Genomic DNA, 26,957 nt, shown 5'->3' with positions numbered 1-26,957 from the left:
ACGCATCCGCCGGCCCGAATCAAGCCTGTCCGGGAGGAACATGACCATGACAATCGCCCGCCGTTCCACGCTCGGCTTCGCGCTGGCCGGTCTCGCCGCGCCCGCCCTGGTGCGGGCGCAAGGCAGCACCTGGCGGCCCACGCGCCCGATGCGCCTGATCGTGCCCTTCGCCCCGGGCGGGTCGAACGACATCGTGGGCCGCATCATCGCCGAGCCGGCCGGGCAGATCCTGGGCCAGCCCATCGTGATCGAGAACCGCGCCGGGGCCGGCAGCGTGATCGGCAGCGACGCAGCGGCGCGCGCCCCGGCCGACGGCCACACCCTGCTGATCAACAGCGCGCATGCGGCGGTGCCGGCGGTGGTCGCGCGCGTGCCCTACAACGCGGTGACCGACTTCGAGGGCGTGGCGGTGGCCGGCTTCTCGCCGCATACGCTCGTCGTGAACCCCCGCTTCGAGGCGCGCACGGCGGCCGAGATGGTCGCGCTGGTGCGGGCCAATCCGGGCCGCTTCAACCTGGCCACGGCGGGCATCGGAAGCAGCGTGCACATCGCCGGGCTGGTGCTGACCAACCGGCTGAACCTTCAGGCCGAACCGGTGCACTACCGCGGCGGCGGGCCGGCCGTGGCGGCGCTGGTGGCGGGCGAGTCCCAGATCGGCACGCCGACCATGGCCTCCTCGCTCGGCCAGATCCGCGGCGGGGGCCTGCGCGCTCTCGCGGTGCTCGCGAACGAGCGCAGCCCCGCCCTGCCGGATGTGCCGAGCGCGACCGAAGCCGGCATCCAGGGCGTGGTGCTGGAGGAGTTCTTCCCCATCACCGCGCCCCGCGGCACGCCGCCCGAGATCCTCGCGGCGCTCGGCGCGGCCTTCCGCCAGGCGATCCAGCAGAGCGCGGGGCGCCTGACCGAGATGGCCGGCGTCGCGCCGCGCGCCGGCTTCGAGACCAGCGCGCAGGTGATGAACCTCGTGCGCGAGGGCGTGGACGAGTACTCGCGCATCCTCCGCGCCGCCGGCGTCCAGCCGGAGTAATGCCGGCCGGCGGGGCGCGAGGCCCCGCCGCCACGCAAGCAACAAGGCCGGCCGACAGACGCCGCGCCATCGGGGAGACGAAAGCCATGACCACCACGCGCCGCGCCGCACTCGCGCTTGCCCTCGCCACTCCGGCCGTCGCCCGCGCGCAGGGCGCCTGGCGGCCGACGCGCCCGATCCGGCTGATCGTGCCCGCCGCGCCTGGCGGGTCGAACGACATCGTGGGGCGCATCCTCGCCGAAGCGGCGTCGCAGATCCTGGGTCAGCCTGTCGTGATCGACAATCGCGCCGGCGCGGGCAGCCTGATCGGCAGCGAGGCGGTCGCGCGCGCAGCCCCCGACGGCTACACGGTGCTGATCAACAGTTCGCTCGCGACGCTGCCCGCGATGGTCGCGCGCATGCCCTACAACACGCTGAACGAGTTCGAGGGCGTGGCGGTGGCCGGCTTCTCGCCTCACCTGCTGGTGGTGAACCCGCGCGTCGAGGCGCGCACCGCGCAGGAATTCGTGGCCCTGCTGCGCGCCAATCCGGGGCGCTTCAACTACGCCTCGGCGGGGCTGGGCAGCGGGCCGCATATCGCCGGGCTGCTGTTCATGAGCCGCATGAACCTCGAATTCGAGACGGTGCACTACCGCGGCGGCGGCCCCGGCGTCGCGGCGATGGTCTCGGGCGAGGCGCATTTCGGCACGCCGACCATGGCCTCCGCGATCGGCCAGGTGCGCGGCGGGACGCTGCGCGCACTCGCCGTGCTGTCGAACGGCCGCAGCCCCGCGCTGCCCGACGTGCCCAACGTGACCGAGGCCGGCATCCCCGGCGTGGTCTTCGAGGAGTTCTTCCCGATGGTCGCGCCGAAGGGCACGCCGCCGGAGGTGCTCGCGGCCCTGGGTGCGGCCTTCCGCCAGGCGATCCAGCAGAGCGCGGCGCGGCTGAACGAGATGACCGGCGTCGCCCCGCGCGCCGGCTTCGAGACCAGCGCGCAGGTGATGGCGCTGGTGCGCGAGAACATCGAGAGCCACACGCGCATCCTGCGCGCCGCGGGCGTGCAGCCCGAATGACGCGCGCAGCCCGCGGCGGCTGCGCGCCCGCCGCGGGCATGCCATGATGCGCGCATGAAGCCCGGCCGTGAGATGCCGTGCCCCAGGGAGACCGCCGCCATGACCACCCGTCGCGCAGCCCTCGCGCTTGCCCTTGCCGCGCCCACCATCGCCCGCGCCCAGGGCGCCGCCTGGCGCCCCGACCGCCCCGTCCGCATCGTGGTGCCCTTCGCGCCCGGCGGCGCGACGGATGTGGTCGCGCGCGTGATGACCGAGACGATGACCAACCTGCTCGGCCAGTCCGTCGTGGTGGAAAACCGCGCCGGCGGCGCGGCGGGGCTGATCGGGTCCGAGATGGTCGCGAAGGCGCCGGCGGACGGGCACACCGTGCTGCTGCATTCCAACGCGCATGTCATCGCGCCGAGCCTTGTCGCGCGCATGCCCTTCGACGTGCTGAACGACTTCGCGGCCGTCGCGCATCTCGGCCGCGTGCCGCAGGTGCTGGTGGTGAACCCGCGCATGCCGGTGACCGACATGGCGAGCCTGCTGGCCTGGCTGCGCGCCAATTCGGGCAAGGTCGACTTCGCCTCCGCCGGGATCGGCAGCGGCAACCACCTGGCGTCCGAGATCTTCCGCGCCGCGGTGCCGGGCGTGCAGATGGAAATGGTGCAGTTCCGCGGCGGCGGGCCGGCCATGCAGGCCGTCATCGCCGGCAACGCGCATATGTGCGTCGACCCGATCGCCTCGGCCGTCGCGCATATCCGCGGCGGCACGGTGCGCGCCATCGCGGTCGCGGGACCGACGCGCGCGGCGATCCTGCCGGACGTGCCATCGGCCAGCGAGGCCGGGCTGCCGGCCTGGGACGCGGCCGCCTGGTTCGGCGCCTTCGTGCCGGTGCGCACGCCCGCGCCCGCGGTCGCGGCGCTGAACGCGGCCTTCAACACCGCGATGGAGCGGCTGCAGGGCCGGCTCGGCGAGATCGGCGTGGAACGCCAGCCGCAACTCGCCACCCCGGCGGCCTTCGACGCCTTCGTGCGCGCGGACCTGCCGAAGGTGGCGGAGGTGCTGCGGCGGGCGGGCGTGCAGCCCGAATAGGCCGCACCCGCGGCGCGGCGCTGCGAAGCGCTCGCGCGCCGCGCGGGATGGTGTAGCCTCGGCGGAAAAGGCGGCCGGCAGCAAGCGGCCGCCACCGGAGGAGACGCCGCCCATGACCACCCGCCGTACCCTGCTGGCCGCGGCCGGCAGCCTGCCCCTGGCCGCGCCGGCCCTGGCCCAGGCGCCCTGGCCCAACCGGCCGGTGCGCGTGATCGTGGGCTTCCCGCCGGGCGGGTCGCTCGACGTGATGACGCGCCTTGCCTGCGAGCAGATGCAGACGCGCCTCGGCCAGCCCTTCGTGGTCGAGACGCGCTCCGGCGCCTCGGGCAATATCGGCGCCGAGGCGATCGCCCGCGCCGCGCCGGACGGCTACACGGTCGGCACCGTCAGCATGCACAACCTGCTGATCAACCCGCTGCTGTTCCGCCAGCTGCCCTACAACGCCGAGCGCGACTTCGCCTGGATCAGCGCCATGTGGGACCTGCCCAACGTGGCGGTGGTGCCGGCGCAGCACGTGCCCGCGCGGACGCTCGCGGAATTCGTCACCTGGGCGAAGGCGCGCCCGCAGGGGGTCTCCTACGGCTCGTCCGGCGTCGGCACGACGATCCACCTCTCGGGCGCCTACCTCATGGCGCAGGCCGGCATCCGGGCGGAACACATCACCTTCCGCGGCGCGGCGCAGACCATCCCGGCGATGCTGGGCGGCGACATCCAGATCGCGGTGGACAACCTCGCCTCCTATGTTTCGGTCATCCAGGAAGGGCGGATGCGCGCGCTGGCGGTGACCACGCCGGAGCGCTGGCCCGGCCTGCCCGACGTGCCCACCATGGCGGAATCCGGCTTCGCGGGCCTGTCCTATGGCCCCTGGCACCTCTGGGCCGGGCCGGCCGCCATGCCGCGCGAGATCGCGGAGCGCCTGTCGCAGGAGATCCGCACCGCCTTCGCCAACCCCGCGCTCCAGCAGCGCGCGATCGGCATGGGCGCGCGGCTGCTCGGCACCACGCCCGCGCAGTTGGCCGAGCGGCTGGCCCGGGAACGCCCGATCTGGGCGGAGATGGTTCGCATCTCCGGCGCCCAGCCGGAATAGCGCGGCCCGGTCAGGCGCCGCGCTGGAGAAGCGCGATCACCGCCCGCTGCCAGGCTTCCCATGCCTGGTCCGCGGCGGTGCCGGCCTGTTCCGCATCGCGGCTCGCCGTGTTCAGGCGGCGCCGCGCTTCCTGCTGCTCGGGCCCGGTGCGGTCCTCGGCGGCCTGGCGGGCGCGCTGCAGCGCCTGGTCGGCGGTGCGATAGGCGCGGGCGCGCAGCCGCGCCTCGTCCAGCAGGCGGCGCAGCTCCGTCATCGCCTGCACGACGCCGGCAAGGTCGTCGCGGCCCGGCGTGTCGGCGGCGACGCGGCCCAGGATCTCCTGCAGCCGTTCCAGCGTGCCGGGCCCGCCGGGCAGGCGGCGCAGGTTCTGCTCGATGTCGAATTGCTGCCAGCGCAGCAGCACGGGCTCGCCCAGGCCCTGGTCCCACAGCGGCACCTCCTGGCGCATGGTGCGCTCGAAGGGCAGGCGCAGCGTGACCTGGGCGCCTTCCAGCATCACCTCGTGCCGCAGGCCGAAATCGCCTTCGGACACCGTGGTGAAGCGGTGCTGCGCGCCGGCACGGCGGGGGACGTCCACCACCAGCAGGCCGCGCGCGCCGCGCGGGTCGACGTTCAGCGCCGTCTCCTCGCTGCGCAGCACGTCGAGCATCACATAGCCGCGGCGCAGGCCGATGCGCGTGACGCGTTCGGTGCTGCTGCCGGCCTGGGTGTATTGCACGTCCCGGTCGCGGGCGAAGGCGAGGATGCGGCCATCGCCCGCCGGCATGGCGCGGATCTCCGCATCGCCGAGGAAGACGCCGGCCTCCGGCCCTTCCGCGCCATAGACGGTAGCGAGCCCGTCCGGGAGCGTGTGGCTGGAGGCGTTGCGGATGCGCACTGCGGACAGCGGGTGCCGCGCCGCGAGATCCTGGATCCACCAGACGCGCTCCGCCGGCAGGCGGACATCGAGGAAGGGCACGTTCGCGGTTTCGCCGGTGCGGATGGTGACGGGCTCGGCGAGCACGAAGGCGACGCGCCCGGCCGAGGCTTCCGCCGTCGCCGCCGCGGCGGGCGGGGAGGTACCGGCGATGGCGCCGCCGACCGGGGCATCCGGCGCGCGGGCGCGGGCGGCCTGCGGGGCCGACGCCATTTCGCGCGACATCGCGAGCGGCGCGGGCATGGGTGATGGCGGCGGCGGGGGCGTGGGCCGGCCGCCCGTGTCGGGCCTTACCTGGACGGCGCCGGCGACGCGCACGGGCAGTTCCGGGCGCGGCACGGTGATCGGTTCATAGATGCGCTGGCGGAAGGCGGCGGCCTCGCCCGAGACGAGGGCGAGGCGGATCGCGTCCCAGTCGCTGCCCGAGGCGTTCTCCACCACCGCCCAGCCCTGCAGCCGGGCCTGCGCGGCGCCGCCGGTCGCGGTCAGCGGCGGGACGAGCAGCCGGTAGGACGGCTTCCACAGCGGCGCGCCGGCGACATACAGCACCGCGACCTGGCGGGCGCGGTCGGCGCGCAGGCGGATCTCGATACGGCGCTCGTCCTCGCTGCGGGCGGCGGCCAGCGCCTCCGCCGCGCGGGCGACGCGGGCGGCGAGGGCCTCATCCGTCAGCTTCACCTCGTCGCCCTCCCGCAGCAGGACGGTGACGATGCCGCGCGGGGTCACGAGGGACAGGCGCAGCCCGTTCGTCGTCTCCGACGCGTCGGCGATGCGGCCGCGAGCGCCGCCGGCCTCGGCCTCCTGGCCTCGCAGCGCGGCGAGCAGGCGCTCGCGGGAGGTGAAGTCGTCCGGGCGCAGCGGCAGGCCGCGGAAGGCTTCCCCGGCCAGGTCGCTGGCCGGCAGGCGCAGCCCTTCGACGGTGCCCGCCGTGTCGACGACGATCAGGCTGCGCAGCAGGTCGTCCACATCCTCGGTGGGCGCGCGGAAGACGACGCTGCCCTCGGGCGGGACCTCGCCCGCGCGCTCGATCTGGGCGAGGCCGGCGGAGGAGAGGGTGACGCTGCGGACCGGCAGTTCGGTCGCGAGGGCCGTGGAGGCCGCGAGGCAGAAGGCGAGGGTGAGGCGGCGCATGGGCGGTCTCCCTGGAAGGTCGGGAAAGGTAGGAAGGGGCGCCCGGGCGGTCCAGGGACGGATATGGGGCAGGGGGACTCGGTCTGAGTCATTCGTTACGTTCAGCGTCAAGGTGACTCACATTAAAAAGCAGTCATAACCCACAGGATAATTCGTTGCACCGTGGACATGCTCACATGGGTGTGAGAATTGTTGTTAACGGAGTTCCACTCTGGGTTTATAAGAAACTCGGCTCCAGCAACGTATGGGGGATTGCAAGATGCCGGAGGCTTTGACGGACAACATGGACGGCGTCGCCGTCGCGACCGATGCGGGCCGCGCGCATATCGCCGTCCCGACCGGGATGACCGACCCGGTGCGTTATGCCCAGGCCGCCGTGGAACGCGCGCTCGCCGAGGCGCATGAGGCGGGCGACGCCTTCGCCGTGCGCCTGCTCGGCGCCGTCGTCGGCGTGCTGGCCATCGTGCCGCGGACCGACGCGTCCCACTGACGGGGCGTCAGCCGAGCAGGATCTCTGCCTCGGCCAACAGCGCGCCCGGCTCGATGCGGTCGGCGGGGACGAAGGGGATCGTCACCGCCGCACGCGCCGCCGGGTCGCGGATCGCGTTCAGGATGCCGTCGCGCGCGTTGAGCGGTTCGCCCGCCACGTAGAGCTGCGTGACCAGTCCCGCGCCGTCGCGCGGCGTCACCTGCACATGGATATGCGGCGTGCGCCCGGGATAGGGCGCGGGGCGCAGCGTGCGGAAGGCGAAGGCCCCGCGCGCATCGGTTGCCACGCGGCCATAGCCCTGGAAATTCCCGTCGAAGGCGGATGTGCGCGGCGCGCGGGGGTGGCGGTAGATGCCCTGCGCGTCGCATTGCCAGATTTCCACGATCGCGCCCGGGACCGGATCTCCGGACAGGCGGCGGACATGGCCGCGCAGATGCGCGACGGTGCCCATCGCATCCGCCTGCGCGCCGCGCACGCGCACCAGGTCGGCGTCGGAATCCTCGGGGAAGGTCGGCGGATAGAAGGGCCCGCGCGTCTGCGGCGGCGTGGCGACGCGCCCCTGCGCGAGCGCAGGCGCGGCAAGCAGCAGGGTGGAGGCGGCGAGGACCAGCGGGCGGCGTGCGATGATCATGCGCGCCTTCTGCCACGCGGCCCCGTATCGCGGTGTTGCGAAGTGCGACCGTCCTACAGGAAGGCCGGCAGCAGCGAGGCCACGAGCAGCACCGCCATGGCGATGTTGAAGCCGCGCAGCGCACGGTCGGTGCGCAGCAGGCGCGACGCGCCGGCGCCGAGCAGCGCCCAGACCAGCGTGCAGGGAAAGCCCACCAGGGCGAAGGCGCCGGCGATGGTCAGCGACTGGCGCAGCATGTCGCCGTCGGGTGTGGTGAAGGTGGGAATGGCGGCGAGCGCGATCATCCACGCCTTCGGGTTCACCCACTGGAACAGCGCCGCGCCGATGAAGCCGAGCGGCGCGCGGGGCGGCCCTGCGCCGGGCGCGCCGGCACGGGCGATCTTCCAGGCCAGCACCAGCAGCCAAGCGGCACCGCCCCATTTCAGCGCTGCGTGCAGCCAGGGCGCGGCGGCGAACGGCGCGGCCAGGCCGAGCCCGACGATCAGCAGCATCGCCCCGAAGCCGATCGCGATGCCAATCATGTGGGGCACCGTCGCGCGCACGCCCGCATTGGCCGCGCCGGCGGCGACCATCAGCACGTTCGGCCCCGGTGTCACCGACATGGCGATGGCGAAGCCCAGCAGCGGCAGCAGCGTTTCCATGGCGCGATATTAGGCAGTAATACTGACATGGATGCGCGCTCTTGCCGGACCGCGCATGCGCGTGTCGCATGGCGCGACGAACCCAGGAGGACACCATGTCGACCGAAACCCCCGAACAGCGGCTTGCCGCGCTCGGCCTGGCCCTGCCGCCGGTGCCGAAGCCGCTCGGCACCTATGTTCCTTATCGGATCGAGGGCGGCTTCCTCTACACCTCCGGCCAGGGGCCGCGGGGGCATGAGGGTGTCGCGCTGCGCGGCAAGGTGCCGAGCGAGGTCGGCATCGAGGCCGGCTATGCCGCGGCGCGCGCGGTCGGGCTGAACCTTCTCGCCACCGCCGCCGAGGCCGTGGGCGGCCTGCGTCGGCTGAAGGCCGTGAAGGTGCTCGGGATGGTGAATGCCGATCCCGATTTCGAGGATCACCCGAAGGTCATCAATGGCTGCTCGGACCTGTTCGTCGCCGTGCTTGGCGAGAATGGCCGGCACGCGCGCTCGGCCGTCGGCATGGGTTCCCTGCCGGGCCGCATCCCCGTCGAGATCGAGGCGATCTTCCGCATCCTCGACTGAGTATTGGGTTCCGAGGGCCTTTCGGCCCTCGGCGGGGGTGGCGGGGGCGGCGCCCCCGCCGGTGCTTCAGACGCGATTGCGCGTCACCAGCCGCCCCGGCTTTTCTCCCGTCGCCCCCTTGCCGGCCACGTAGGTCGGCACGCCGTTCGCCCAGACTTCCTCGATGCCCGCCGAGGCCTGCTTCGGCTCCTCGAAGGTCGCGCGGTCGATCACCGTGTCGGCGTCGAACAGCACCAGGTCGGCATAGGCCCCTTCGCGGATCTCCCCGCGGTCGATCATGCCGAACAGGTTCGCCGTGCGCCCCGTCATCTTGTGGATGGCGGTCTCCATGCTGAACAGGCGCAGCTCGCGCGCGTACAGGCCGAGCACGCGCGGGAAGGTCCCCCACAGCCTCGGATGCGGATGCGCGTCGTGCGGGATGCCGTCCGAGCCGATGACCGAGGACGGGTGCGCCATGATCCGCCGCACATCCTCCTCATCCATCTGCCAGGTGACCTGGCCGGCCGGCAGCAGGCGCTCGGCGGCCATGCGGATGTCGGTGTTCCAGCCGCGCGCGATGTCCGACAGGTACTTCCCCGCCATCTCCGGATGCGGGATCGACCAGGTGATCATCACCTTTACGTCGTCGCGCAGCCGGTCGGGCATCAGCACGGTGGACCCCGCCGGGTAGGGGTACATGTCGAAGAAGACGTCCTGCGTCTGGTTGTAGGCGTCGAGCAGCGCGAGGGTCTGCGTCGAGCGGCCGTAGTTCTCCGGCATCGAGCATTTGTGGTGGCTGACCCAGACGGGGACTCCCACACGCTTGCCGATCTTCGCCGTCTCCTCGATCGAGGCTAGCACGCGGTCCGCCTCATCGCGCATGTGCGTGACGTAGATGCCGCCGAAGGCGCGCAGGGGCTCGGCGACCGCGATGACCTCCTCGGTCGTCGCGTGCATGTTGGGCGGGTAATACAGGCCGGTCGAGAAGCCGGAGGCACCCTCGGCCAGCGAGTTCTTCACCCGCAGGCGCATCTGCTCGATCTCGGAATCCTTCGCCACGCGCATCACGTCGCCGTCCATGGCATCCACGCGCATCGTCTGGTGGCCGACCAGGGCGTAGGTGTTCACCTCCGACCCGCGCTTCTTCAGTTCATGCGCGTAATCGCCGAAGCTGTCGAAGCGCCACCAGCCATCCTCGCCGATCAGGTCGAGCGGCGGCGGCGGGCGCTTGGTGAAGCGGGCGGGGGAGAGCGACACGCCGCAATTGCCCACCACCACCGTGGTCACGCCCTGGCTGATCTTGCAGGTCATGCATTCGGGCCCGCACATCACGGCGCGGTCGTCATGGGTGTGCGCGTCGATGAAGCCGGGGGCGAGCGCGCGGCCATTGGCGATGACCTCCCGGTCGGCGCTCGCGGCGCCGAGGTCGCCCACCGCGACGATCCGGTCGCCCGTGACGCCCACGTCGCCGCGCCGACGCGGCCCGCCTGTGCCGTCGAAGATGGTGGCGTCGCGGATGATGAGGTCGCAGCGCAGGGCCATGGGCGTCCGTCCCGGAATTGGATGGTGTGACGGGGCGATGATGGACCGGCCGCGCGCCGCGCGGAACCCACCCCGCCCTTGCGGAGCCCCGCCGGACCCGGCCAGCATGACGCGCCATGCGGGCCGAGACGCCCGCGCCAAGGGAGAGAAACGCCATGACCATCACCCGCCGCCAGGCGCTCGGCGCCGCGGGCGCCGCCGGCGCCACGCTGATCGCGCCGCCCCGCGCCCGCGCGCAGGACCAGGTGATCCGCATCGGCGTGCTCGCCGATTTCTCGGGTCCCTACCGTTCCACCTCGGGGCCGACGAGCCTCGCCGCGGCGCAGCAGGCCGTGGAGGATCTCGGCCTCGCGCAGCGCGGCATCCGGGTGGAGGTGCTGCAGGGCGACCACCAGAATCGTCCCGATGCCGCGCTCGCGCTCGCCCGCCGCTGGATCGACCAGGACGGCGTCGACATGATGTGCGAGGTGAACAATTCGGCGATCGCGCTCGCCGTGGCCAACCTGGTGCGGGAGAAGGACCGCATCCAGCTGGCCTCGGGGGCCGCGACCTCGGCGCTGACCGGCGCGCAATGCAGCACGCACACCATCCACTGGACCTATGACACCTGGATGTTCGCCAATGTGGTGGGCGGGGCGACGGTCCGCTCGGGCGGCGATTCCTGGTACTTCATCACCGCCGACTACGCCTTCGGGCACCAGCTTGAACGCGACACGGCGGGCTTCGTGCAGCGCGCGGGCGGCCGGGTGATGGGCTCGGCGCGCTATCCCTTCCCGGGCACGACCGACTTCTCCTCCTTCCTGCTGCAGGCGCAGGCGAGCCGCGCGAAGGTGGTGGGCCTCGCGATGGCGGCGGGGGACATGGTGAACTGCGTCAAGCAGGCGCGCGAATTCGGCCTGACGCGGCGCGGCCAGCAGCTGGCCGGGATGATCATGTTCGTGCAGGACATCCGCGGCATCGGCCTGGAAGCCGCGCAGGGCATGGTGATGAGCGAGGTCTACTACCACGACCTCAATGACCGCACGCGCGCGCTGGCGCAGCGGATCCTGCGCCGCACGCCGGACAACATGCCCAACCAGGAGCACGCCGGCACCTATTCCTGCTGCATCCACTACCTCAAGGCGGTGGCCGAGGTCGGCGTCGCGCGCGCCAAGCAGTCGGGCATGTCGGTGATCGAGGTGATGAAGCGCATGCCGGCCGACGACGACGCCTTCGGCCCGGGCCGGATCCGCGAGGACAACCGCAAGATCCACCCCGCCTACCTGTTCGAGGTGAAGGCGCCGGAGGAAAGCCGCGGCCCGTGGGACTTCTACAAGCTCCGCGCGACGGTGCCGGCGGAGGAAGCCTTCCGCCCGATCGCCGACGGCGGCTGCCCGCTGGTGCGGGGCTAGAGCAATATCCGATTGGCCGTGAACGGCCGATCCGATTTCTTGCTCTGGGAGCCATTGAACCTGAAGCACGAGATCCGATCACACTGATTCAGTGTGATCGGATAGTGCTTCACCCGCCGTCCAGCAGCCGCATCGCCGCTTCCGGCCCGGCGAGGATCTCGGTCAGGCGCGCGAGGTCGGCGAGGCTCGCGCCGCCCGCGCCGCACAACGTCCCGAACTGGCCGATGACGCGGCTGAGCGTCGCATCGTAGGCGCCGCCGCCGCCGAGCTGGCGGCCGGCCTGTTCGAGCCGCCGCAGGTTCCGCGCCGCCGCCTCCATCTCGGCGATGGCGCGATTGTCGGGCGGCCCCTTGGCGGCGAGGAGCGGCCCGAGCAGCTTCGTCGTCGCCGCCTCGTTGAAGGCGTTGCGGCAGGCGAGGTCGACCTCCCGCCGCAGGGAAGACAGCTTCTGGCGCCGGTCGGCCCGCCGGCCGGGCGAGCTTTCCTCGAGGTCCACCAGGGTCTCGAGGAATTCCTCCACCACCTCGGCCGCGGCGGACAGGTCGGCGCCGCTCACCTCCGGCGTGCAGCCTTCCAGCCAGCGGTCGAGCGCGCGGTCGGCGATGCCCGGCGCGGAGGGGCCGGCGATGGCCGCGACCGTGCCCGGCTGCGCGGCCTTGAGCAGCAGCGTCTCGAGCGCCGCCTGCTTGACCTGCGGCGTCTCGGGGGCGAGCCCGTTGAAGAGCTCGCGCACCAGCGGTTCCGGCGGCCCTTCGCGCGCGACGGCGAGCGCCGCCCAGAGCGCGTCCGCATGCCGCCAGACCCCGCCGGCAAGCGCGATGCAGGCCTTGAAGTCCTCGGCCGAGAGGCCCGTCGTGCCCCAGGCCGGGGGCGCCGCGAGCCCGTCGGCCACCCGTGCGGCGAGCCGCCACAGCGCGCGGCCCGCGCCGGCGACGGATTGAAGGTCGGCGAAGCTCCGGCCGGCGAAGGACGCCTCGATCGCCACGCATTCCTCGGGTGCCGCCGCGCGCACCGCATCCGCGATCACGAGCAGCGCGGACCGCGGCAGGCCGCCATCCTGCCGGCGCCATTCGCGCGGATGGCGGATGGCGCCGTCGAGCGGCAGGAACAGCAGGCGGGGCATGGCGATCGGCCGCGGCGGGCGCAGCGCGCGCAGGCGCGGGCGCACGGCATCGAGCAGCCGGTCGGCCTCCCGCCTGTCGGGCAGGCTGTCGAACATGGCGACGACGCGCGCGAGCGCGCCGTCGGATGCATTCGCCACGGCGTGGCGGAGCGAGCGCGCCTCGGCCGACAGCGGCGCGCCGACGTCGCTCGCGGCCGCGCTCATGCGGCGCGCGCCCTCAGGCGTTCATTGCGGGCCACGACCTCGAAGGTGCGGCCGCTGCGCCAATCCTCGTTCGCGCGCACCAGGCGGCGCAGCCGCAGCGGCCGGTCCCAATCCTCCTGCATGCCGACCCAGTCCTCGACCTCGCGCGGCAGGACGGGGGCCAGCAGCGCCATCTCCCACAGCACGCCGCGGCGCGCCTCGGGGTCGGCGTCGCGCCAGAGCTCGGCGATGATGTGCCAGCCGTCCAGCATCCAGTCCGGGCGCGTGGCGCGGCGGCTGAAGCCCGAAGGATCCTGCTTCCAGATGCCGAGCAGGGAGACGGTGTCGGTGATCGACCCGTCCAGCTCCTTGATCGCGGCGCGGGCCACCTGGAGGCTCATCTTGGCGGCGTCGGTCACGAGCGCGGCGGCCTGCTGGTCGCCCGGATCCGGGTTGCGCGCGATCCACAGCTCGATCTCGCCGATCACGGCCTCGATCGTCGCGACCGTGACGCGCGTGCGCGCCGGAATCGGGTCGCCCGGCACGCCGAGGCCGGCGATGGCGGTGGCGATGCCTTCGAGCCAGGCGGCGATGATCTCGGGCGTGGCGCCCAGGCGCGGGGCGATGCGCGCGACGGCGCGCCGGGCGCGGACCTCGATCCGGTCGGGCTTGTCGAGCTGCGGGGGGACCGTCGCTTCCTCCCGCGTCTCGGTGCGGCGGATCAGGTCGAGCAGCAGCATGAAGTTGGCGCGCATGCGCGCCGCGCCGTCCTCCCCCTTCGCCTTCGCCGCGGCCGCGGCCGCTTCCCGGCCGGCGAGGCCCTCGGCGGCGATCGCGCGCGCGACTTCCCGCACCAGGGCGGGCGTCACGGCGGGTTCGTCCGACAGCCGCTTCCACAGCCGGCGGTCGTGCAAAGTGGGGGAACAGACTTCCGGCAGCGCCGCCCAGGGAACGATGTAGTGGCCGCGCCCGCCGGAGGGGTTGGCGATCACCACCTCCAGCCCCGCGCGCGATTCGGTCGGGCGGATCCGCGCGCCGAGCAGGAAGGGGGTGGTGAAGGGCACGGCCACGCCGCGTTCGAGGAAGGTCGCGGGCTGGTAGGCCCCGGTCCCATAGCGGTCGAGCGCGTCGCGGCTGATCTCGTTCATCGATGCTGAGGTTCGCCCAGCAAGGTAAAAAACATCTGATTTTCGTGAGAGAAGTTTCGATCATGTTATGTCTTGTTCATGTAATCGCGATGCTTCGAATATAAGGCGCGCGGTATTCTGCTGTGTCCCGCACCAGGGCGACGCGCCCGAACGCCGCGGATGCATCGCCGCGGCGGGCCTGCCGGCGGCGGCCGGCCAAGACGCTCGCGGCCAGTTGCGCCCCTGGCCGCGCTCCACGACAAGACGGCCGAAGAGGCATGGCGGGAGGCGCGGCGACCGGTCCGCCGCCCGGCCTCGCCGCCACGCCGTCCATGTCCGCCCAGCAGGAGCCCGCCGATGAGCATCGAGACGCCCCCCGCCCGCCGCTGGGCCCCGGACACGCTCGCCGCACAGGCGCTCGGGCACATCGACGAGGCGACGCGTGCCATCGTCCCGCCGATCCACCTCGCCACCACCTACATCCGCGATCCGGACAACCAGTATCGCAGCGGCTTCGTCTACGGCCGGCCCGACAACGCCACGGTGCGGGAAGCCGAGGCGATCGTCGCCGCGCTGGAAGGCGCGGCCGCGGCGATCGTGCTGGGGTCCGGCATGTCGGCCGCGACGGCGGTCTTCCTTGCCCTGTCGCCCGGCGACCATGTGGTGGCGCCACGCGTGATGTACTGGTCGCTGCGCAACTGGCTGATGACCGAGGCGACGCGCTGGGGGCTGCGGGTCGAACTGGTGGACACCACCGACCTCGACGCACTGCGCGCGGCGATGCGGCCCGGCGAGACCAAGCTCGTCTGGGTCGAGACGCCGGCGAATCCGCTCTGGTCCATCACCGACCTCGCCGGGGCGGCCGGGATCGCGCATGCGGCGGGCGCCGCGCTGGCGGTCGATTCGACCTGCGCCTCCCCTATGCTGACGCGGCCGATCGAACATGGCGCGGACATCGTCATGCATGCCGCGACCAAGTACCTGAACGGGCATTCGGACGTGGTGGCCGGCGCGCTGGCGACGGCGCGGGAGGATGCGCTGTGGGAGCGCATCCGCCGCAACCGCGCCACGCTCGGCCAGGTGCTGGGGCCGCTCGAGGCCTTCCTGCTGATCCGTGGCATGCGCACCCTGGGGCTGCGGGTGCGCGCGGCCTCGGCCTCGGCGCTGGCGCTGGCCGAACGCTTCGCCGCGCATCCGGCGGTGGAGGAGGTGCTCTATCCCGGACTGCCCGGCAGCCCCGGCCACGCGGTCGCCGCGCGGCAGATGAAGGGCGGCTTCGGCGGGATGCTGAGCCTGCGCGTGAAGGGCGGGGAGGGGGCGGCGATCGCCGCCGCCGCGCGCGTCGAGTTGTGGAAGCGCGCGACGTCGCTCGGCGGCGTCGAGAGCCTGATCGAGCACCGCGCCTCGATCGAGGGCGCGGGATCGCCCTGCCCGCCGGACCTGCTGCGCCTGTCCACCGGGATCGAGGCGACAGAGGACCTGTTCGCGGATCTCGACCGGGCGTTGCGCGGGGCGAATGCCTGAGCATCCGCCCCGCCGCCGTCAGCCGATGAGTGCGATGTCGTCGGCCGTGATGGAGGGCCGGCCTGTGAGGATCGCGATCAGGACCGCGCCGTTGCCGCCATCGCCGTCATCGTCCCAGGAGAACCGGCCCGAGTTTGTCGCATAGACGAACTGGCCGAAGCCGTTCCCGTTCGCGATGCCGTTGGCGTTCGCGACGAAGAGGTCGGCCACCAGGGCGTCGAGCGCAAGGCCGAAGCCGGACCTCGACACGGCGATGATGTCCCCGCCGCTGACGGAGAAGTCGGCGATTCGGTCTTCCCCATCCGTCGGCAGGGCGAAGATGAACCAATCGGCGTCGGCGCCGCCGGTCAGCGTGTCGTTGCCCGCGCCGCCGGCCAGCGTGTCCGTGCCGGCATCGCCCTGCAGCCGGTCGTTGTCCGCACCGCCGGCGAGCGTGTCGTTGCCGGTGCCGCCGACAAGCGTGTCGGCGCCCGTGCCGCCTTCGAGCGTGTCGGCCTCGGTGCCGCCGTTCAGGCTGTCCGCGCCGGCGCCGCCTTTCAGGAGGTCGTTGCCGGCGAAGCCGAGGAGGATGTCGTTGCCGTCCTCCCCGTCCAGCGTGTCGGCGCCGTTGCCGGCGTTCAGCACGTCGTTGCCCGTGCCGCCGAGCATCAGGTCGTTGCCGTCATCGCCGCGCAGGACGTCGTCGCCCACGCCGCCGAGCAGCGTATCGTTGCCGTCACCGCCGAGCAGGCTGTCGGCACCTTCGCCGCCTTCCAGCCAGTCGTTGCCGAGGCTGCCGATGAGCGTGTCGTTGCCGGCGCCGCCCTTCAGGACGTCGTCCTCGGTGCCGCCGTTCAGGCTGTCGTTGCCGGCATCGCCGAGCAGCACGTCGTTGCCCGCGGCGCCGAGCAGCGTGTCCGCCCCCGCGCCGCCATCGAGGGAGTCGAGGCCGGCCGCGCCGTTCAGCAGGTCGTTCCCCGCGCCGCCGAGCAGCGTGTCCGAGCCGCTCTCGCCGAGCAGGCTGTCATTGCCGTCCCCGCCGCTCGCGACATCGTCGCCATTGCCGCCGCGGAGCGTGTCCGCACCGGCGAAGCCGCGCAGCAGATCGGCGCCGCCCGTGCCGATGCGCAGGTCGTTGCCCGCGCCGCCATCGACCAGGTTGCGGGTGGTCGAGACCGTCAGGGTGAAGACGTCGGACGCGCTTTCCTTGCCCTTGTCGGTGACGGTGACGAGGATTGAGAGCGCCCCGATGAAGTCGAGCGGCACGGTCCCGCCGAAGGCCCGGCTCGTCGGGTTGAAGGTGAGCCAGGAGGGCAGGGGCCCGCCATCGGCCAGCCGCGCCGTGTAGGCGAGCGCGTCGAGCGCATCGCGGTCACGGAAGGCATCGGCCGGGATGGTGAAGGCCAGCGCGCCGCCGGCCGTCGCCAGCTGGTCCGCGAGCGGCGCGGCGAGGCTCGGTGCGCGGTTGTCCGGCGGGTCGACGAGGAAGAGGTCCTCCGGCAGGCCGACGAGGCCGGTGTTGCGCGCGACGATGGTCGCGAAGCCTTCCTGGGATCCGTCGACCAGGTTCTCGTAGAAGTCGAAATTGTCGACGCGATCGAGGTAGTAGAAGCGGTCGGCTTCCTGCAGGCGATCGAACTGCTCGTGCAGGATGACCCAGAAGGTCTGGCCGACCATGCCGCCATTGATCTGCTTCTCGGTCAGGCCGCCGACCCAGAGATCGACCCGGTCGATGCCCTTCACCGTGGTGCCGTCGACCAGCTCGATGTCGGGGTTGATCAGGCGGAAGGCGTCGATTTCCTGCTGCGTCTTCAGCACGAGGTCGGGATAGGCGGTGCGGAACTGCTGGATGACCGCGTCGCTCAGCCCGTTGCGCGCCTGGAAATCCTCCCAGGACGTGTAGGCGGACATGTCGCCGGCGAAGCTGACCGCTTCCCGCACATAGGGGTCGGTCGATTCGGCGAGCGACTTGCGCACCTGGTTCATGGTGCCCAGGCCGACATCGCGGCCGCGCGCGACGTTGAAGGAGAACAGGTCGGCGCTGATGCGCACCAGGTCGTTGCGGATGGCGCCGACGATGTTGGCGTCCACTTCCTCGGCCGGCTGGGTGACGATGCCGGCGATGATGGGGGCCGCGCCGTATTCCGCGTAGCCCTTCTGCGGCACGTAGCCCATCGCCGTCATCTGCTGCTGCGAGAGCAGGAACTCGCCCTGGTTGGTCGGGTTGAGGAAGGCGTCGAACAGGCGGACCTGCTCGGGCTGCCCGTTCGCGCCGATCACGGTGATGGTCTCGGTGACGAGGGAGTGGCCGAAGCGGAAGGCGGCGGCGGCGAATTCGTGGGAGATCGCGGCGGTCGCGTCCGGGTTGTACTCGTCATGGCCGTGGGAGCCGCTGCCGCGCATGCCGCCCAGCAGCGCATCGGCGTATTCGGTGTAGACGACGCGCTGGTACTCGGCCTCGTTGATGATCTTGGCGGCCTGGAAGACCTCCTCGGCCGTGCCCTTGAAGCCCTGGTCCACCAGGTTCTCGACGTGGAAGTTGTGGTTGCGCGCCCAGATGGTGTGGATCGAGGTGAGGGTGATGTTCTCGTTCACGCGCCCGTCGCCGGCGACGATGTGGTCGAGCGGGCTGATGAAGGGGTTGAGGTCGAGCAGCAGCGGCTGGCCGGTGCCCAGGAAGTTCTTGAACAGGCCCTCGACCATGGAGGTCGTGATGACGCCGTCGACGACGAGGCCCGGATAGGCCTCGCGGAACGTTTTGGCGCCGAAGTCGGTGTCGTTGTCCCAATGCGCGTGGATCAGTTCGCGCAGCGTCGGCAGCAGGTCGAAATCGGGGTTCGAGGGATCCGGCGCGCCGAAGGCGAGGCGGGCGGTCACGCCGCCCTGGCCGTCCGGCTCGCGCAGGAAGATGCCCACCAGCTCGTTGGAGCCGTAGGCCTGGTTCTGGTCGATGAAGTTCGAGGTCTTGTTGGTGTGCAGCGGCACGCCGTTGGCGTCGAAGCCGACGACCGTCGCGCGCGTCAGGTCGGCCGGGTTCGTCGAGCCGGGACCGAAGCCGGTGCCGGGCGCGCCGATCTGGATGGTGCCGCTGCCGCCCTTGGCGATGAAGTCGAGCCCGTGGTCGACATACTGGCCGAAGGCCATGAAGAAGATGCTCGCCCCGTCGGCCTGCTTCGGCAGGTCCGCTTCCTGCGTGCCGATGACGTTGCTGATGGTGCGCGGGTCGAGGCCTTGGAAGATCGGGTTGACCGCGAGGTTCACCTTCACCGGCTGCCCCGTCACGGGGTCGGGGGCGGCGGCATATTCGGCGGCGCCGTAGCGCGCATCGGTGATGCGGATGAACTCCTCATCCGCGGCGCCGCTGGTCGGTTCCTCGAGATTGTTGCCGATGCCGCTGAGCGTCCGGACCCCTGTGACGCTCTCGTCGAACGGTTGGCCCGCGACGAGGGCCTTGAGGGCGGTGAGGTCGCGGATGGTGAGCGGAAAGGACGTCATCGGGGTGATTCCTCAAGGGTCAATGCCACCCGCCGCGCCATGACAGGCTCGTCAGGATGTCCATGTTTCGGAGGACTCAGTAACAACAAGGAAAAGATCGGATCCGAGACCGAAGAATTCGAATCCGCTCTACAGTTCAGTATCGCTCTTCTTGAACATCATTGTCGCTTGCCATATTCGGCTCCCGTCTGAACGACAAATCTGTTTTCGGCTGAGAAGTGGATGCGAAAAGTCACCAGCCTTGATTCAGAAAGTGACTTCGCCGGTTGATGCGCATCAACCAATTGCGAGTTGCAGCACTGCAACCCTGAATTGCGCGCCGCACGCGGCAGACAGATGCATTTGCATGCGGCGACGCTTAGCATCGCTTTTTCAAAGACTTGCGAGTATCAGGCGTCACGAATGCGTAATCGGGTGAGATGCCCAAATTATTAATTAATTTTAGTCCATGCGGCAGCGGCGGTTTCCCGCCACACACCCGGCCGCACCGACGCCGCGATGATCACCCCATAGGCCATAAGCCCCAGCGCGATCGCGGCAAATGCCCCAGCCAACCCGGCATCCGACCAGCGCGCCAGGAGCCACCCGCCACCCACCGCGAAGCCGAGCCGCGCCACCGACGCCGCGAACGGCCAGCGCATGCGGCCCGCCCCCTGGCAGGCGAAGTACAGCGCCATGCCAAGCCCGAACGGCCCGAAGGACGGCCCCACCCAGCGCAGGAAGACCACCAGCGCGTCCCGCACCGCCGGGTCGCTCGCGAAGACCGATGCGAGCGGCCCGGGAAAGACGGCCGCCAGCACGCCGATCGCCCCGCACAGCGCGCCCGACAGGATCCCGCCCCGCCAGGCCGTCGCCCGAGCGGCCGCCCAATCCCCCGCGCCGACGCGCCGCCCGACCAGCGAGGTGAGCGCGACGCCGATCCCGAATCCCAGCGGGATCATCAGGAATTCCAACCGCACGCCCACGCCATAGGCCGCGATGGCGGCCGTGCCGTGGCGCGCGACCAGCGCCGTCATCAGCACGACGGTCAGGTTCGCGATCGTCGCCATCACCGTCGCGATGCCGCCGACCGCGAGGATGCGCCGGAAGGGCTCGACCCGCAGCGGCCCGACCCAGGTGGGCCGGAAGCCGGCGCCGCCGCGCGCGATGATCGCCGCCATCGTCGCCGCCGACAGCGCGAAGGCGACCAGGTAGGCGATCGCTGCGCCGGCGAGCCCCCAGCCGAGCCCCAGCATCAGCACGCCCGACAGCGGCGCCTCGATGATCCAGGCCGCGGTCATCACCATCGCCGGCAGGCGCATCTTGCCCGCCCCGCGCAGCGCCGCGCCGAGGATGTTCGACAGCCACACCAGCACCGCGCCGCCGAAGACGATCCCGGCATAGGTCATCGCATGCGCGATCGCCGCCGCGCCGTCCCCGCCCACGCTGCGGAACAGCAGCGGGCCGAGTCCCAGCGCCAGCACGCTCGTCAGCAACCCCATGCCGAGCGCGATCGCGACCGCGTGGCGGATCAGCGCCCGCGCATCCTCGATCCGCCCCGCGCCCAGCGCGCGCGCCACCGCCGCCGTCACCCCGCCGCCCATCGCGCCGCCGGATGTCATCTGCATCAGCATCAGCAGCGGCAGCACCAGCGCGTAGCCCGCCAGCGCGTCGGTCCCCAGCCGCCCGATCAGCGCGGCTTCCGCCGTCTGCGCCACGGCCTGAACGAAGGTGACGAGGATGGTCGGCGTGGCGAGCCGCGCGATCTCGCCGGTCGTCGCCGGGCCGCTCACGCGACCCGGTGCAGCAGCGGCTCGCCGGCGGCAAGGCGCCGCACATTCTCGGCGGCGATCGCGAAGGAGCGGTCGAAGGTGCCCGTCGTCAGCCAGGCGATGTGCGGCGTGACCACCACATTGGGCAGCGCGAAGAGCGGGTCGCCCGGATCGGCCGGCTCCTGCGCGAAGACGTCGAGCCCCGCGGCGGCGAGATGCCCCGACCGCAGCGCCGCCGTGAGCGCCGCCTGGTCCACCAGGCCCCCGCGCGCGGTGTTCACCAGCACCGCGCCGCGCTTCATGCGCGCGATGGCGCGGGCGTCGATCAGGCCGCGCGTCTCGGGGGTTTCCGGGATGTGCAGGGAGACGACGTCGCTTTCCGCGAGCAGCGCGTCGAGGTCGCGGAAATGGCCCTCCGCCTCGGGCTTCGGCGCGCGCGCGGTGTAGAGCAGCGTGCAGCCCATCGCCGCCAGCACGGGGGCGAGCAGCGCCGGCACGGCGCCATAGCCGACGAGCCCGACCGTCCGCCCGCCGAGTTCGAACAGGCCATCCTGCAGCGCGGGCGGCTGCGACCAGCCGCGGCCGGCGCGCGTCTCGGCATCCATGTGCGCGACGCGGCGCAGCGCGCCCAGCATCAGCAACAGGGTCAGCTCCGCGACCGCGCGCGAATTCGTCCCCGGCAGGTTGCACACCGCGATGCCACGGGCCCGCGCGGCGTCGAGGTCGATCGTGTTCACCCCGACGCCGATCTTCTGGATCAGCCGCAGCCGCGGCGCGGCGGCGATGTCGGCGGCACTCAGCGGGCGCAGCACATGCCAGATCACCTCGGCGCCAGGCAGGGCGGCACGGAAGGCTCGGTCATCCGCCTCGGGGACGACCGTGAGCGACAGGCCGGGCAGGGCGCCGAGCCGCGCGGCGAGGCCGGGGCCGGCGGCGTAGTGGAGGAGGATGTTCATGGCGTGCGACCAGAGGGGCTCTGCCCCTCCGGACCTCCCCGCCAAAGGCCGAAAGGCCTTTGGAAACCAATTGATTCATCGGTGATTGGGGGGAGGGGCATCACGCATGCGACCGTCGCGCCGTGCCCCTCCCCCCAATCCCCGATCGAGTGCTGGTGTCCAGAGGCCCTTAGGCCTCTGGTGGGGTGGGGTGCGGGGAGGGGCAAAGCCCCTCTCCGGTAAACGCAGACCCTCACCGCGACCGCCCCAGCACCGCCCTGCCCGCGAACCGCGCGCGTGCGCCGAGGGCTTCCTCGATCCGCAGCGCCTCGTTCCACTTCGCCATGCGTTCCGACCGCGCGAAGGAGCCGACCTTGAGTTGCCCCACGCCCCAGCCGAGCGCGAGGTGGACGATGGTGACGTCCTCCGTCTCGCCGGAGCGGGCGGAGACGATGCCGGCGTAGCCAACCTCCCGCGCCGCGTCCCAGGCGGCCTTCGTCTCGGTCAGCGTGCCGCGCTGGTTGGGCTTGATGAGCACGGTGTTCGCCGCGCCGGCGGCCGCGGCCGCGCGGATGCGCGCCGCGTCGGTCACCAGGTAGTCGTCGCCCACCACCTGCATCCGCGCGCCGACCTCCCGCGTGAAGGCGGCGAAGCCCTCGTGGTCGTCCTCGGCGAGCGGGTCCTCGATGGAGGCGATGGGATAGGCCGCGAGCCAGCCGAGCAGCATGCGGATCATGCCGTCCGTATCCAGTTCCCGCCCTTCGAGGCCGAGCCGGTAGCGCCCGCCCTTGCCGAAATCCGTCGCCGCGATGTCCAGCGCGATCGCGACCTGCCGGCCCGGCGCGAAGCCGGCGCGCTCGATCGCGCGCACCAGGGTTTCCAGCGCCTGCTCGTTCGCGTCGAAGGCCGGCCACCAGCCGCCCTCGTCGGCGACGCCCTGCAGCAGCCCGCGTTCCTTCATGATGGCGCCGGCCGCGCGGTAGATCTCGGCGGTCCAGTCGAGCGCCTCGGCGAAGGAGGTCGCCTCGGGGCAGATCACGAGGAAATCCTGGATGTCGATCCGCCGCCCGGCATGGGCGCCGCCGCCCAGGATCTGGATCTGCGGCAGGGGCATCAGCGTCGCGGCCTCGCCGCCGAGATGCCGCCACAGCGGCGCGCCCGCCGCCTGTGCCGCGGCATGCGCGGCCGCCATGGAGACGGCGAGCGTCGCGTTGGCGCCGAGCCGCGTCTTGTTCGGCGTGCCGTCGAGCGCGATCAGCCGCGCATCGAGCCCCGCCTGGTCGGCCGCGTCGAAGCCGAGCAGCGCGGGCGCGATCTCCTCCGTCACCGCGGCGACGGCGCCCTTCACGTCATAGCCGCCGAACGCGGTGCCGCCATCGCGGCGGTCCAGCGCCTCCCCGCTGCCGGTGCTCGCACCCGCGGGGGCGAGGGCGATCCCGCGCGCGCCGCCTTCGAGTCGCACCTCCGCCTCGACGGTCGGCCGACCTCGGCTGTCCCAGACGCGGCGGCCGAGGATGCTTGTGATGGTGCTCTTGGCCATGCGGAAGGTCCGTTTCCCCTGGGGGCAGCAGGTAGCCGAGCGGCCCGGGCGCGTCCACGTGGCCGGGCTGTCGGATGTGTGAACTGCATCATTCCGCATGGGTCAGGACGGGGCTAGCGTTTCGCTGCCGACCCATCGGGCGTGTCCTGCGCCCGTGCCGGCACAAGCACCGAAGGATACGCCAGGCATGGCCTCAATGCTCTCCCGCCGTCTGCTGCTGGGTGGCGCCGCCGCACTTCCCTTCCTCGCCCATCCGGCGCTCGCGCAAGGCGCGGATGCCGAGGCGATCGCGGCGCGGCTCGCCGCCCTCGGCGTGAAGGTCCGCAACCAGCCGATCACCGCGGCAGACCTGCCGCAATTGCAATCGGTCAGCATCTCCTCCCCCATCTCGCAGCAGATCACGGATGCGGATTGCGCCATGTTCGCGCAGCTGCCGCGCGTGGGCTATCTCAGCGTCACCGGCGCGAACCAGATCACTCCGGCGGGGCTCGCGCATGTCGCGCGCATGCCTGGGCTGACCATGCTCGACATCGCGACCACGCAGGTCGGCGATGCGGGGCTCGAGCCGCTGGCCGCGGCGCCTCGGCTCGGCTCGCTCCGGCTGGCCTCGGCTACCAACATCACGGACGCCGGCGTGGCGCATCTGCGCCGCATGCCGGCTTTGCGCACCCTCGACATGACCAACATCAGGCCGCTGACCGATGCGGGGCTGGCGACCCTGGCGGGGCACCCGACGCTCGCCTCGCTGAACCTCGCCTACTGCACCTCGGTCACCGATGCGGGTCTCGAGCATGTGGGCAAACTGCCGAAGCTCGCCGACCTGACGCTCAACGGCATTCCGGTGAACGGATCGGGCTTCGGGCATCTCGCGGCCCTGCCTGACCTTGCCTCGCTCGGTGTCCATGTGACGCAGGTGGACGACCGCGCGGTCGAGGCGATCGGCCGGATGGCGAAGATGCGACGGCTCTTCCTGTGGCAGTCGAAGCTGACCGATGCGGTCATGCCCGCCCTCGCGCGGCTGCCGGACCTTGAGACGCTCTATCTCGACAAGCTGCCGATCACCGATGCGGGGCTGCCGCATTTGTCGGGCCTGGCAAAGCTGCAGACGCTGTGGCTGACGGGGACGCAGGTGACGGATGCGGGCATGGCCGTCGTGGCGCGGCTGGCCCGGCTGTCCAGCCTGATGGTGGGGGAAACGCAGGTGGGCGATGCCGGCCTCCTGGCCCTGGCCGCCAATCCGTCGCTATCGAGCATCAACGCGTCGCGCAGCCGCGCGACTGCGGCCGGCGTCGAGGCGGCGATGGCCGTCCCTGGGCGCAATGCGCGCCTGTCCATCCGCATCTGACGCCCGCATCAACGAACCTTCCTCTAGACCGCGCGATGCGGCGCGCGCCCAGCCGGGGGGCGCGCGCCGACGCAAAAGGAACCGAACTCACATGTCTGGTGACTGGAAGACGCCCCCCGGGGGCGAAGGGCAGAAGTCGGCCGCATGGGACAGCGACGCCACGGTCGCATCCTGGCCGGGCAGCGATGCGAAGCAGGGCTTCGGCGGCATCGACCCGCGCTCCGCCGGCGCCGAGGGGGCCTTCACCGAAGCGACCACCACCTCCTGGTTCGAGCGCATGAAGGGCGCCTTCGTCGGCGTGCTGATCGGACTGCTGTTCGTCCCGGGCTCCGCCTGGATGCTGTTCTGGAACGAGGGGCGCGCGGTGCAGACATCGCGCTCCCTGTCGGAAGGGGCAAGCTCGGTGCAGGCGGCCGATGCCGGGCGCGTCGACCCGGCGCTCGATGGGCGGCTCGTTCATGTCGCCGGGCCCATCACCGTATCCGGTTCCCTGCGCGACCCCGATTTCGCGGTGCAGGCGCAAGGCGCGCTGCGCATCGTGCGCAGCGTCGAGATGTACCAGTGGCGCGAGGAACGGCGCTCCGAGACCCGCACCAACCTCGGCGGCAGCCAGGAGACCGTCACCACCTACAACTACACCCGCGGCTGGTCCGCCCAGCCGATCGACAGCAGCCGTTTCCGCCAGCCGGAGGGGCGGTTCAACCCGCAGATGCGCTACCCGTCGCGCGACACCGTGGCCGCTGAGGCGCGGCTTGGCGCGCGGCGCCTGACGGAGGAGCAGATCCGCGGGCTGGGGGAGGCACGGCCGCTGCCGCTCGACGCCACAGCCTTCATGGCGCCCGCCGGCGCGATCGTGTCCGACGGCGGGCTGTATGTCGGGCGCGACCCGCAGGCCCCGCAGATCGGCGACCTGCGCATCCGCTTCTCCGTCGTGCCGGCCGACAGCGCGAGCGTGGTCGCCGCGCAGCGCGGCGAAGGCTTCGCGCCGTTCCAGACGCGGGCGGGCGACCGGGTGATGCTGATGCGCATGGGCAATGTGCCCGCCGCAGCCATGTTCCAGGCGGCGGAGGAAGGCAACCGCATCTTCACCTGGGTGCTGCGCGCGGTCGGCATGCTCCTGATGTTCATCGGGTTCGCGATGATCCTGCGTCCGCTCTCGGTCCTGGGCAGCGTCGTGCCGGTGGTCGACTCGATCATCGGGGCCGGCGCCGGGCTCGTCGCCGGCATCCTGACGCTGGTCATCGCGCCGGTCGTCATCGCCGTCGCCTGGATCTTCTACCGGCCGGTGATCGGCGTCCTGGTTCTGGTGGCGGGCATGGCCGGCGCGGCGGGCCTGACCTGGCTGGCGCGGCAGCGTCGCGGCGCGACCCCGCCGGCGGCGGCCCGCTGAGAGGGGCTCACGCCCCGATTTCCTCCCCCCACGCCGCCCGGACGGTCTTGAGCCGGTCGGGCGGCGAGACGATCAGCGCGCGCGCGACCCGGCGCACGCGATCCTTCTGCGCTTCCTCCGTCACGTATTCGACCGGGCTTTTACCATCGATGCGGGCGAGGAAGAGGCCCGGCAGCAGGCTCGCCGCGCGCGCCTCGAGCATCGCCGGCGCCTCCCATTCGACGGAGGCGAGGTAGGAAGCGGCCAGCGCCTCGAAGCACACCATCAGGCAGGTCGCCACGCCGGGGACCAGCAGGCATTTCAGCAGCAGGTGGTTGAGGCAGAAGGCCAGGTCGAAGGCCGGGTCGCCCCACCAGGCGCATTCCGCGTCCAGGAACACCGGGCCCTCGGGGCCGACGAGGATGTTCTTCGGGCTGACATCCCCATGCACCAGGGTGAGCTTCGTCGCCGCCGTGCGCGCGACGAGCGCGACGAGCTGGGGCGCGAGGTCCGGATGCGCCCGCGCGGTGGCGACCAGGTAGGGTTCGAGCCGGATGGCGTGGAACAGCTTGTCGGTCGGGAAATCCATCGCGAGGTCCGGCCGGCGGGCGGCGGCGGCGTGGATCGCCGCGATGCGGCGCCCGACCTCGGCGGCGAAGGCGGGATCGACATCGCCGTGCCGCAGCCTTTCCTTCCACACCGGATAACGTTCGGGCGGCAGCCATTCCATCGCCAGCGTGCCCGTCGCCTCGTCCTGGCCGAGCAGGGCCGGCACCGCCTGGGGGGCGGCTTCATGGGCGCGGGCAAGCCAGCGCGCCTCGTAGCGGTTGCGCACGATCGGCGCGCGCCAATCGGCCGCGACGCGCAGCTTTTCGAGCGCGCGCTTGACGCAGATCACGCGCCCATCGGGCAGCGCGACGCGCCATATGTCCGACGAGACGCCACCGGCCAGGGCCTCGCCCTGCGCGCCCGCATCCGGCCGCAGCAGGCCCATGTTGCGCAGCCCGTCGAGGATGCCCGCGGGGGGATGGGTCATGCGCCCCGCCCGCGCCGGCAGGC

The 26,957-nt window shown here is 72.1% G+C and carries 21 protein-coding genes; 10 read left to right on the top strand and 11 right to left on the bottom strand.

Going from position 1 to position 26,957, the window contains the following annotated elements; all coding sequences use genetic code 11:
- Nucleotides 1-46 precede the first annotated feature (46 nt).
- From J5Y09_RS17125 to J5Y09_RS17110, 4 genes are all read left to right on the top strand, one after another.
- Nucleotides 47-1,027: a Bug family tripartite tricarboxylate transporter substrate binding protein gene (locus J5Y09_RS17125; RefSeq protein WP_209353037.1), complete on the top strand. Its 981-nt coding sequence runs from the start codon at nt 47-49 to the stop codon at nt 1,025-1,027.
- A gap of 86 nt (nt 1,028-1,113) precedes the next feature.
- Complete coding sequence (locus J5Y09_RS17120) at nt 1,114-2,082, top strand: Bug family tripartite tricarboxylate transporter substrate binding protein (protein WP_209353036.1); 969 nt, start codon at nt 1,114-1,116, stop codon at nt 2,080-2,082.
- Nucleotides 2,083-2,181: 99 nt separating this feature from the next.
- Nucleotides 2,182-3,156: a Bug family tripartite tricarboxylate transporter substrate binding protein gene (locus J5Y09_RS17115; RefSeq protein ID WP_209353035.1), complete on the top strand. Its 975-nt coding sequence runs from the start codon at nt 2,182-2,184 to the stop codon at nt 3,154-3,156.
- Nucleotides 3,157-3,268: 112 nt separating this feature from the next.
- Nucleotides 3,269-4,243, top strand: a complete 975-nt coding sequence (locus J5Y09_RS17110; RefSeq protein ID WP_209353034.1) for a Bug family tripartite tricarboxylate transporter substrate binding protein — start codon at nt 3,269-3,271, stop codon at nt 4,241-4,243.
- Nucleotides 4,244-4,253: 10 nt separating this feature from the next.
- Here J5Y09_RS17110 and J5Y09_RS17105 read toward each other — a convergent pair whose 3' ends face one another.
- A complete protein-coding gene (locus tag J5Y09_RS17105) occupies nt 4,254-6,290 on the bottom strand; it encodes a hypothetical protein (RefSeq protein ID WP_209353033.1) in 2,037 nt (678 codons plus the stop codon).
- A 259-nt stretch (nt 6,291-6,549) separates the two neighbouring features.
- Between J5Y09_RS17105 and J5Y09_RS17100 the strand changes: the two genes are divergently transcribed.
- Nucleotides 6,550-6,780, top strand: a complete 231-nt coding sequence (locus J5Y09_RS17100) for a hypothetical protein (RefSeq protein ID WP_209353032.1) — start codon at nt 6,550-6,552, stop codon at nt 6,778-6,780.
- A 7-nt stretch (nt 6,781-6,787) separates the two neighbouring features.
- Here J5Y09_RS17100 and J5Y09_RS17095 read toward each other — a convergent pair whose 3' ends face one another.
- Together J5Y09_RS17095 and J5Y09_RS17090 are read right to left on the bottom strand one after the other, a co-directional pair.
- The gene (locus J5Y09_RS17095) at nt 6,788-7,411 is read right to left on the bottom strand and encodes a dioxygenase family protein (RefSeq protein WP_209353031.1); all 624 of its coding nucleotides are present in this window, start codon (nt 7,409-7,411) and stop codon (nt 6,788-6,790) included.
- Between the two features lie 53 nt (nt 7,412-7,464).
- Entirely contained in the window at nt 7,465-8,052 is a 588-nt protein-coding gene (locus J5Y09_RS17090) for a LysE family translocator (protein WP_209353030.1), read from the bottom strand.
- A gap of 95 nt (nt 8,053-8,147) precedes the next feature.
- On the opposite strand from J5Y09_RS17090, the gene J5Y09_RS17085 reads away from it, so the two are divergent.
- A complete protein-coding gene (locus J5Y09_RS17085) occupies nt 8,148-8,615 on the top strand; it encodes a RidA family protein (RefSeq protein WP_209353029.1) in 468 nt (155 codons plus the stop codon).
- A 66-nt stretch (nt 8,616-8,681) separates the two neighbouring features.
- Here the strand turns inward: J5Y09_RS17085 and J5Y09_RS17080 are convergent, their stop codons facing one another.
- The gene (locus J5Y09_RS17080) at nt 8,682-10,136 is read right to left on the bottom strand and encodes an N-acyl-D-amino-acid deacylase family protein (RefSeq protein WP_209353028.1); all 1,455 of its coding nucleotides are present in this window, start codon (nt 10,134-10,136) and stop codon (nt 8,682-8,684) included.
- A gap of 155 nt (nt 10,137-10,291) precedes the next feature.
- Here J5Y09_RS17080 and J5Y09_RS17075 point away from each other — a divergent pair, with 155 nt between their 5' ends.
- Nucleotides 10,292-11,527 carry an ABC transporter substrate-binding protein gene (locus J5Y09_RS17075; RefSeq protein WP_209353027.1) on the top strand — a complete coding sequence of 412 codons (1,236 nt, stop codon included), beginning with the start codon at nt 10,292-10,294 and terminating at the stop codon, nt 11,525-11,527.
- A gap of 109 nt (nt 11,528-11,636) precedes the next feature.
- Here the strand turns inward: J5Y09_RS17075 and J5Y09_RS17070 are convergent, their stop codons facing one another.
- Nucleotides 11,637-12,854: a hypothetical protein gene (locus tag J5Y09_RS17070; protein WP_209353026.1), complete on the bottom strand. Its 1,218-nt coding sequence runs from the start codon at nt 12,852-12,854 to the stop codon at nt 11,637-11,639.
- The gene (locus J5Y09_RS17065; protein ID WP_209353025.1) at nt 12,851-13,981 is read right to left on the bottom strand and encodes a hypothetical protein; all 1,131 of its coding nucleotides are present in this window, start codon (nt 13,979-13,981) and stop codon (nt 12,851-12,853) included. The genes J5Y09_RS17070 and J5Y09_RS17065 overlap by 4 nt, the downstream gene beginning before the upstream one ends.
- A gap of 336 nt (nt 13,982-14,317) precedes the next feature.
- Here J5Y09_RS17065 and J5Y09_RS17060 point away from each other — a divergent pair, with 336 nt between their 5' ends.
- Nucleotides 14,318-15,484, top strand: coding sequence for a trans-sulfuration enzyme family protein (locus tag J5Y09_RS17060; protein WP_209353024.1), 1,167 nt, complete (start codon nt 14,318-14,320; stop codon nt 15,482-15,484).
- An 18-nt stretch (nt 15,485-15,502) separates the two neighbouring features.
- Here the strand turns inward: J5Y09_RS17060 and J5Y09_RS17055 are convergent, their stop codons facing one another.
- From J5Y09_RS17055 to eno, 4 genes are all read right to left on the bottom strand, one after another.
- Entirely contained in the window at nt 15,503-18,958 is a 3,456-nt protein-coding gene (locus tag J5Y09_RS17055; RefSeq protein WP_209353023.1) for a peroxidase family protein, read from the bottom strand.
- Between the two features lie 431 nt (nt 18,959-19,389).
- A complete protein-coding gene (locus J5Y09_RS17050; RefSeq protein ID WP_209353022.1) occupies nt 19,390-20,730 on the bottom strand; it encodes an MATE family efflux transporter in 1,341 nt (446 codons plus the stop codon).
- On the bottom strand, nt 20,727-21,665 hold the full coding sequence (locus J5Y09_RS17045) for a 2-hydroxyacid dehydrogenase (protein ID WP_209353021.1): 939 nt from the start codon (nt 21,663-21,665) through the stop codon (nt 20,727-20,729). The genes J5Y09_RS17050 and J5Y09_RS17045 overlap by 4 nt, the downstream gene beginning before the upstream one ends.
- 232 nt (nt 21,666-21,897) lie before the next feature.
- Nucleotides 21,898-23,184, bottom strand: coding sequence for a phosphopyruvate hydratase (eno, locus tag J5Y09_RS17040; RefSeq protein WP_209353020.1), 1,287 nt, complete (start codon nt 23,182-23,184; stop codon nt 21,898-21,900).
- A gap of 187 nt (nt 23,185-23,371) precedes the next feature.
- On the opposite strand from eno, the gene J5Y09_RS17035 reads away from it, so the two are divergent.
- Together J5Y09_RS17035 and J5Y09_RS17030 are read left to right on the top strand one after the other, a co-directional pair.
- A complete protein-coding gene (locus tag J5Y09_RS17035) occupies nt 23,372-24,529 on the top strand; it encodes a leucine-rich repeat domain-containing protein (RefSeq protein WP_209353019.1) in 1,158 nt (385 codons plus the stop codon).
- 91 nt (nt 24,530-24,620) lie between these two features.
- Complete coding sequence (locus tag J5Y09_RS17030) at nt 24,621-25,919, top strand: TMEM43 family protein (RefSeq protein WP_209353018.1); 1,299 nt, start codon at nt 24,621-24,623, stop codon at nt 25,917-25,919.
- A gap of 7 nt (nt 25,920-25,926) precedes the next feature.
- On the opposite strand, the gene J5Y09_RS17025 is transcribed toward J5Y09_RS17030, so the two are convergent.
- The gene (locus J5Y09_RS17025; RefSeq protein WP_209353017.1) at nt 25,927-26,934 is read right to left on the bottom strand and encodes a phosphotransferase family protein; all 1,008 of its coding nucleotides are present in this window, start codon (nt 26,932-26,934) and stop codon (nt 25,927-25,929) included.
- Nucleotides 26,935-26,957: the final 23 nt, after the last annotated feature.

This window comes from Roseomonas nitratireducens, assembly GCF_017813355.1.
Classification (GTDB): domain Bacteria; phylum Pseudomonadota; class Alphaproteobacteria; order Acetobacterales; family Acetobacteraceae; genus Neoroseomonas; species Neoroseomonas nitratireducens.
Note: the sequence above shows the minus strand (reverse complement) of the source record. Positions and strands in the feature narration are given on the sequence as shown.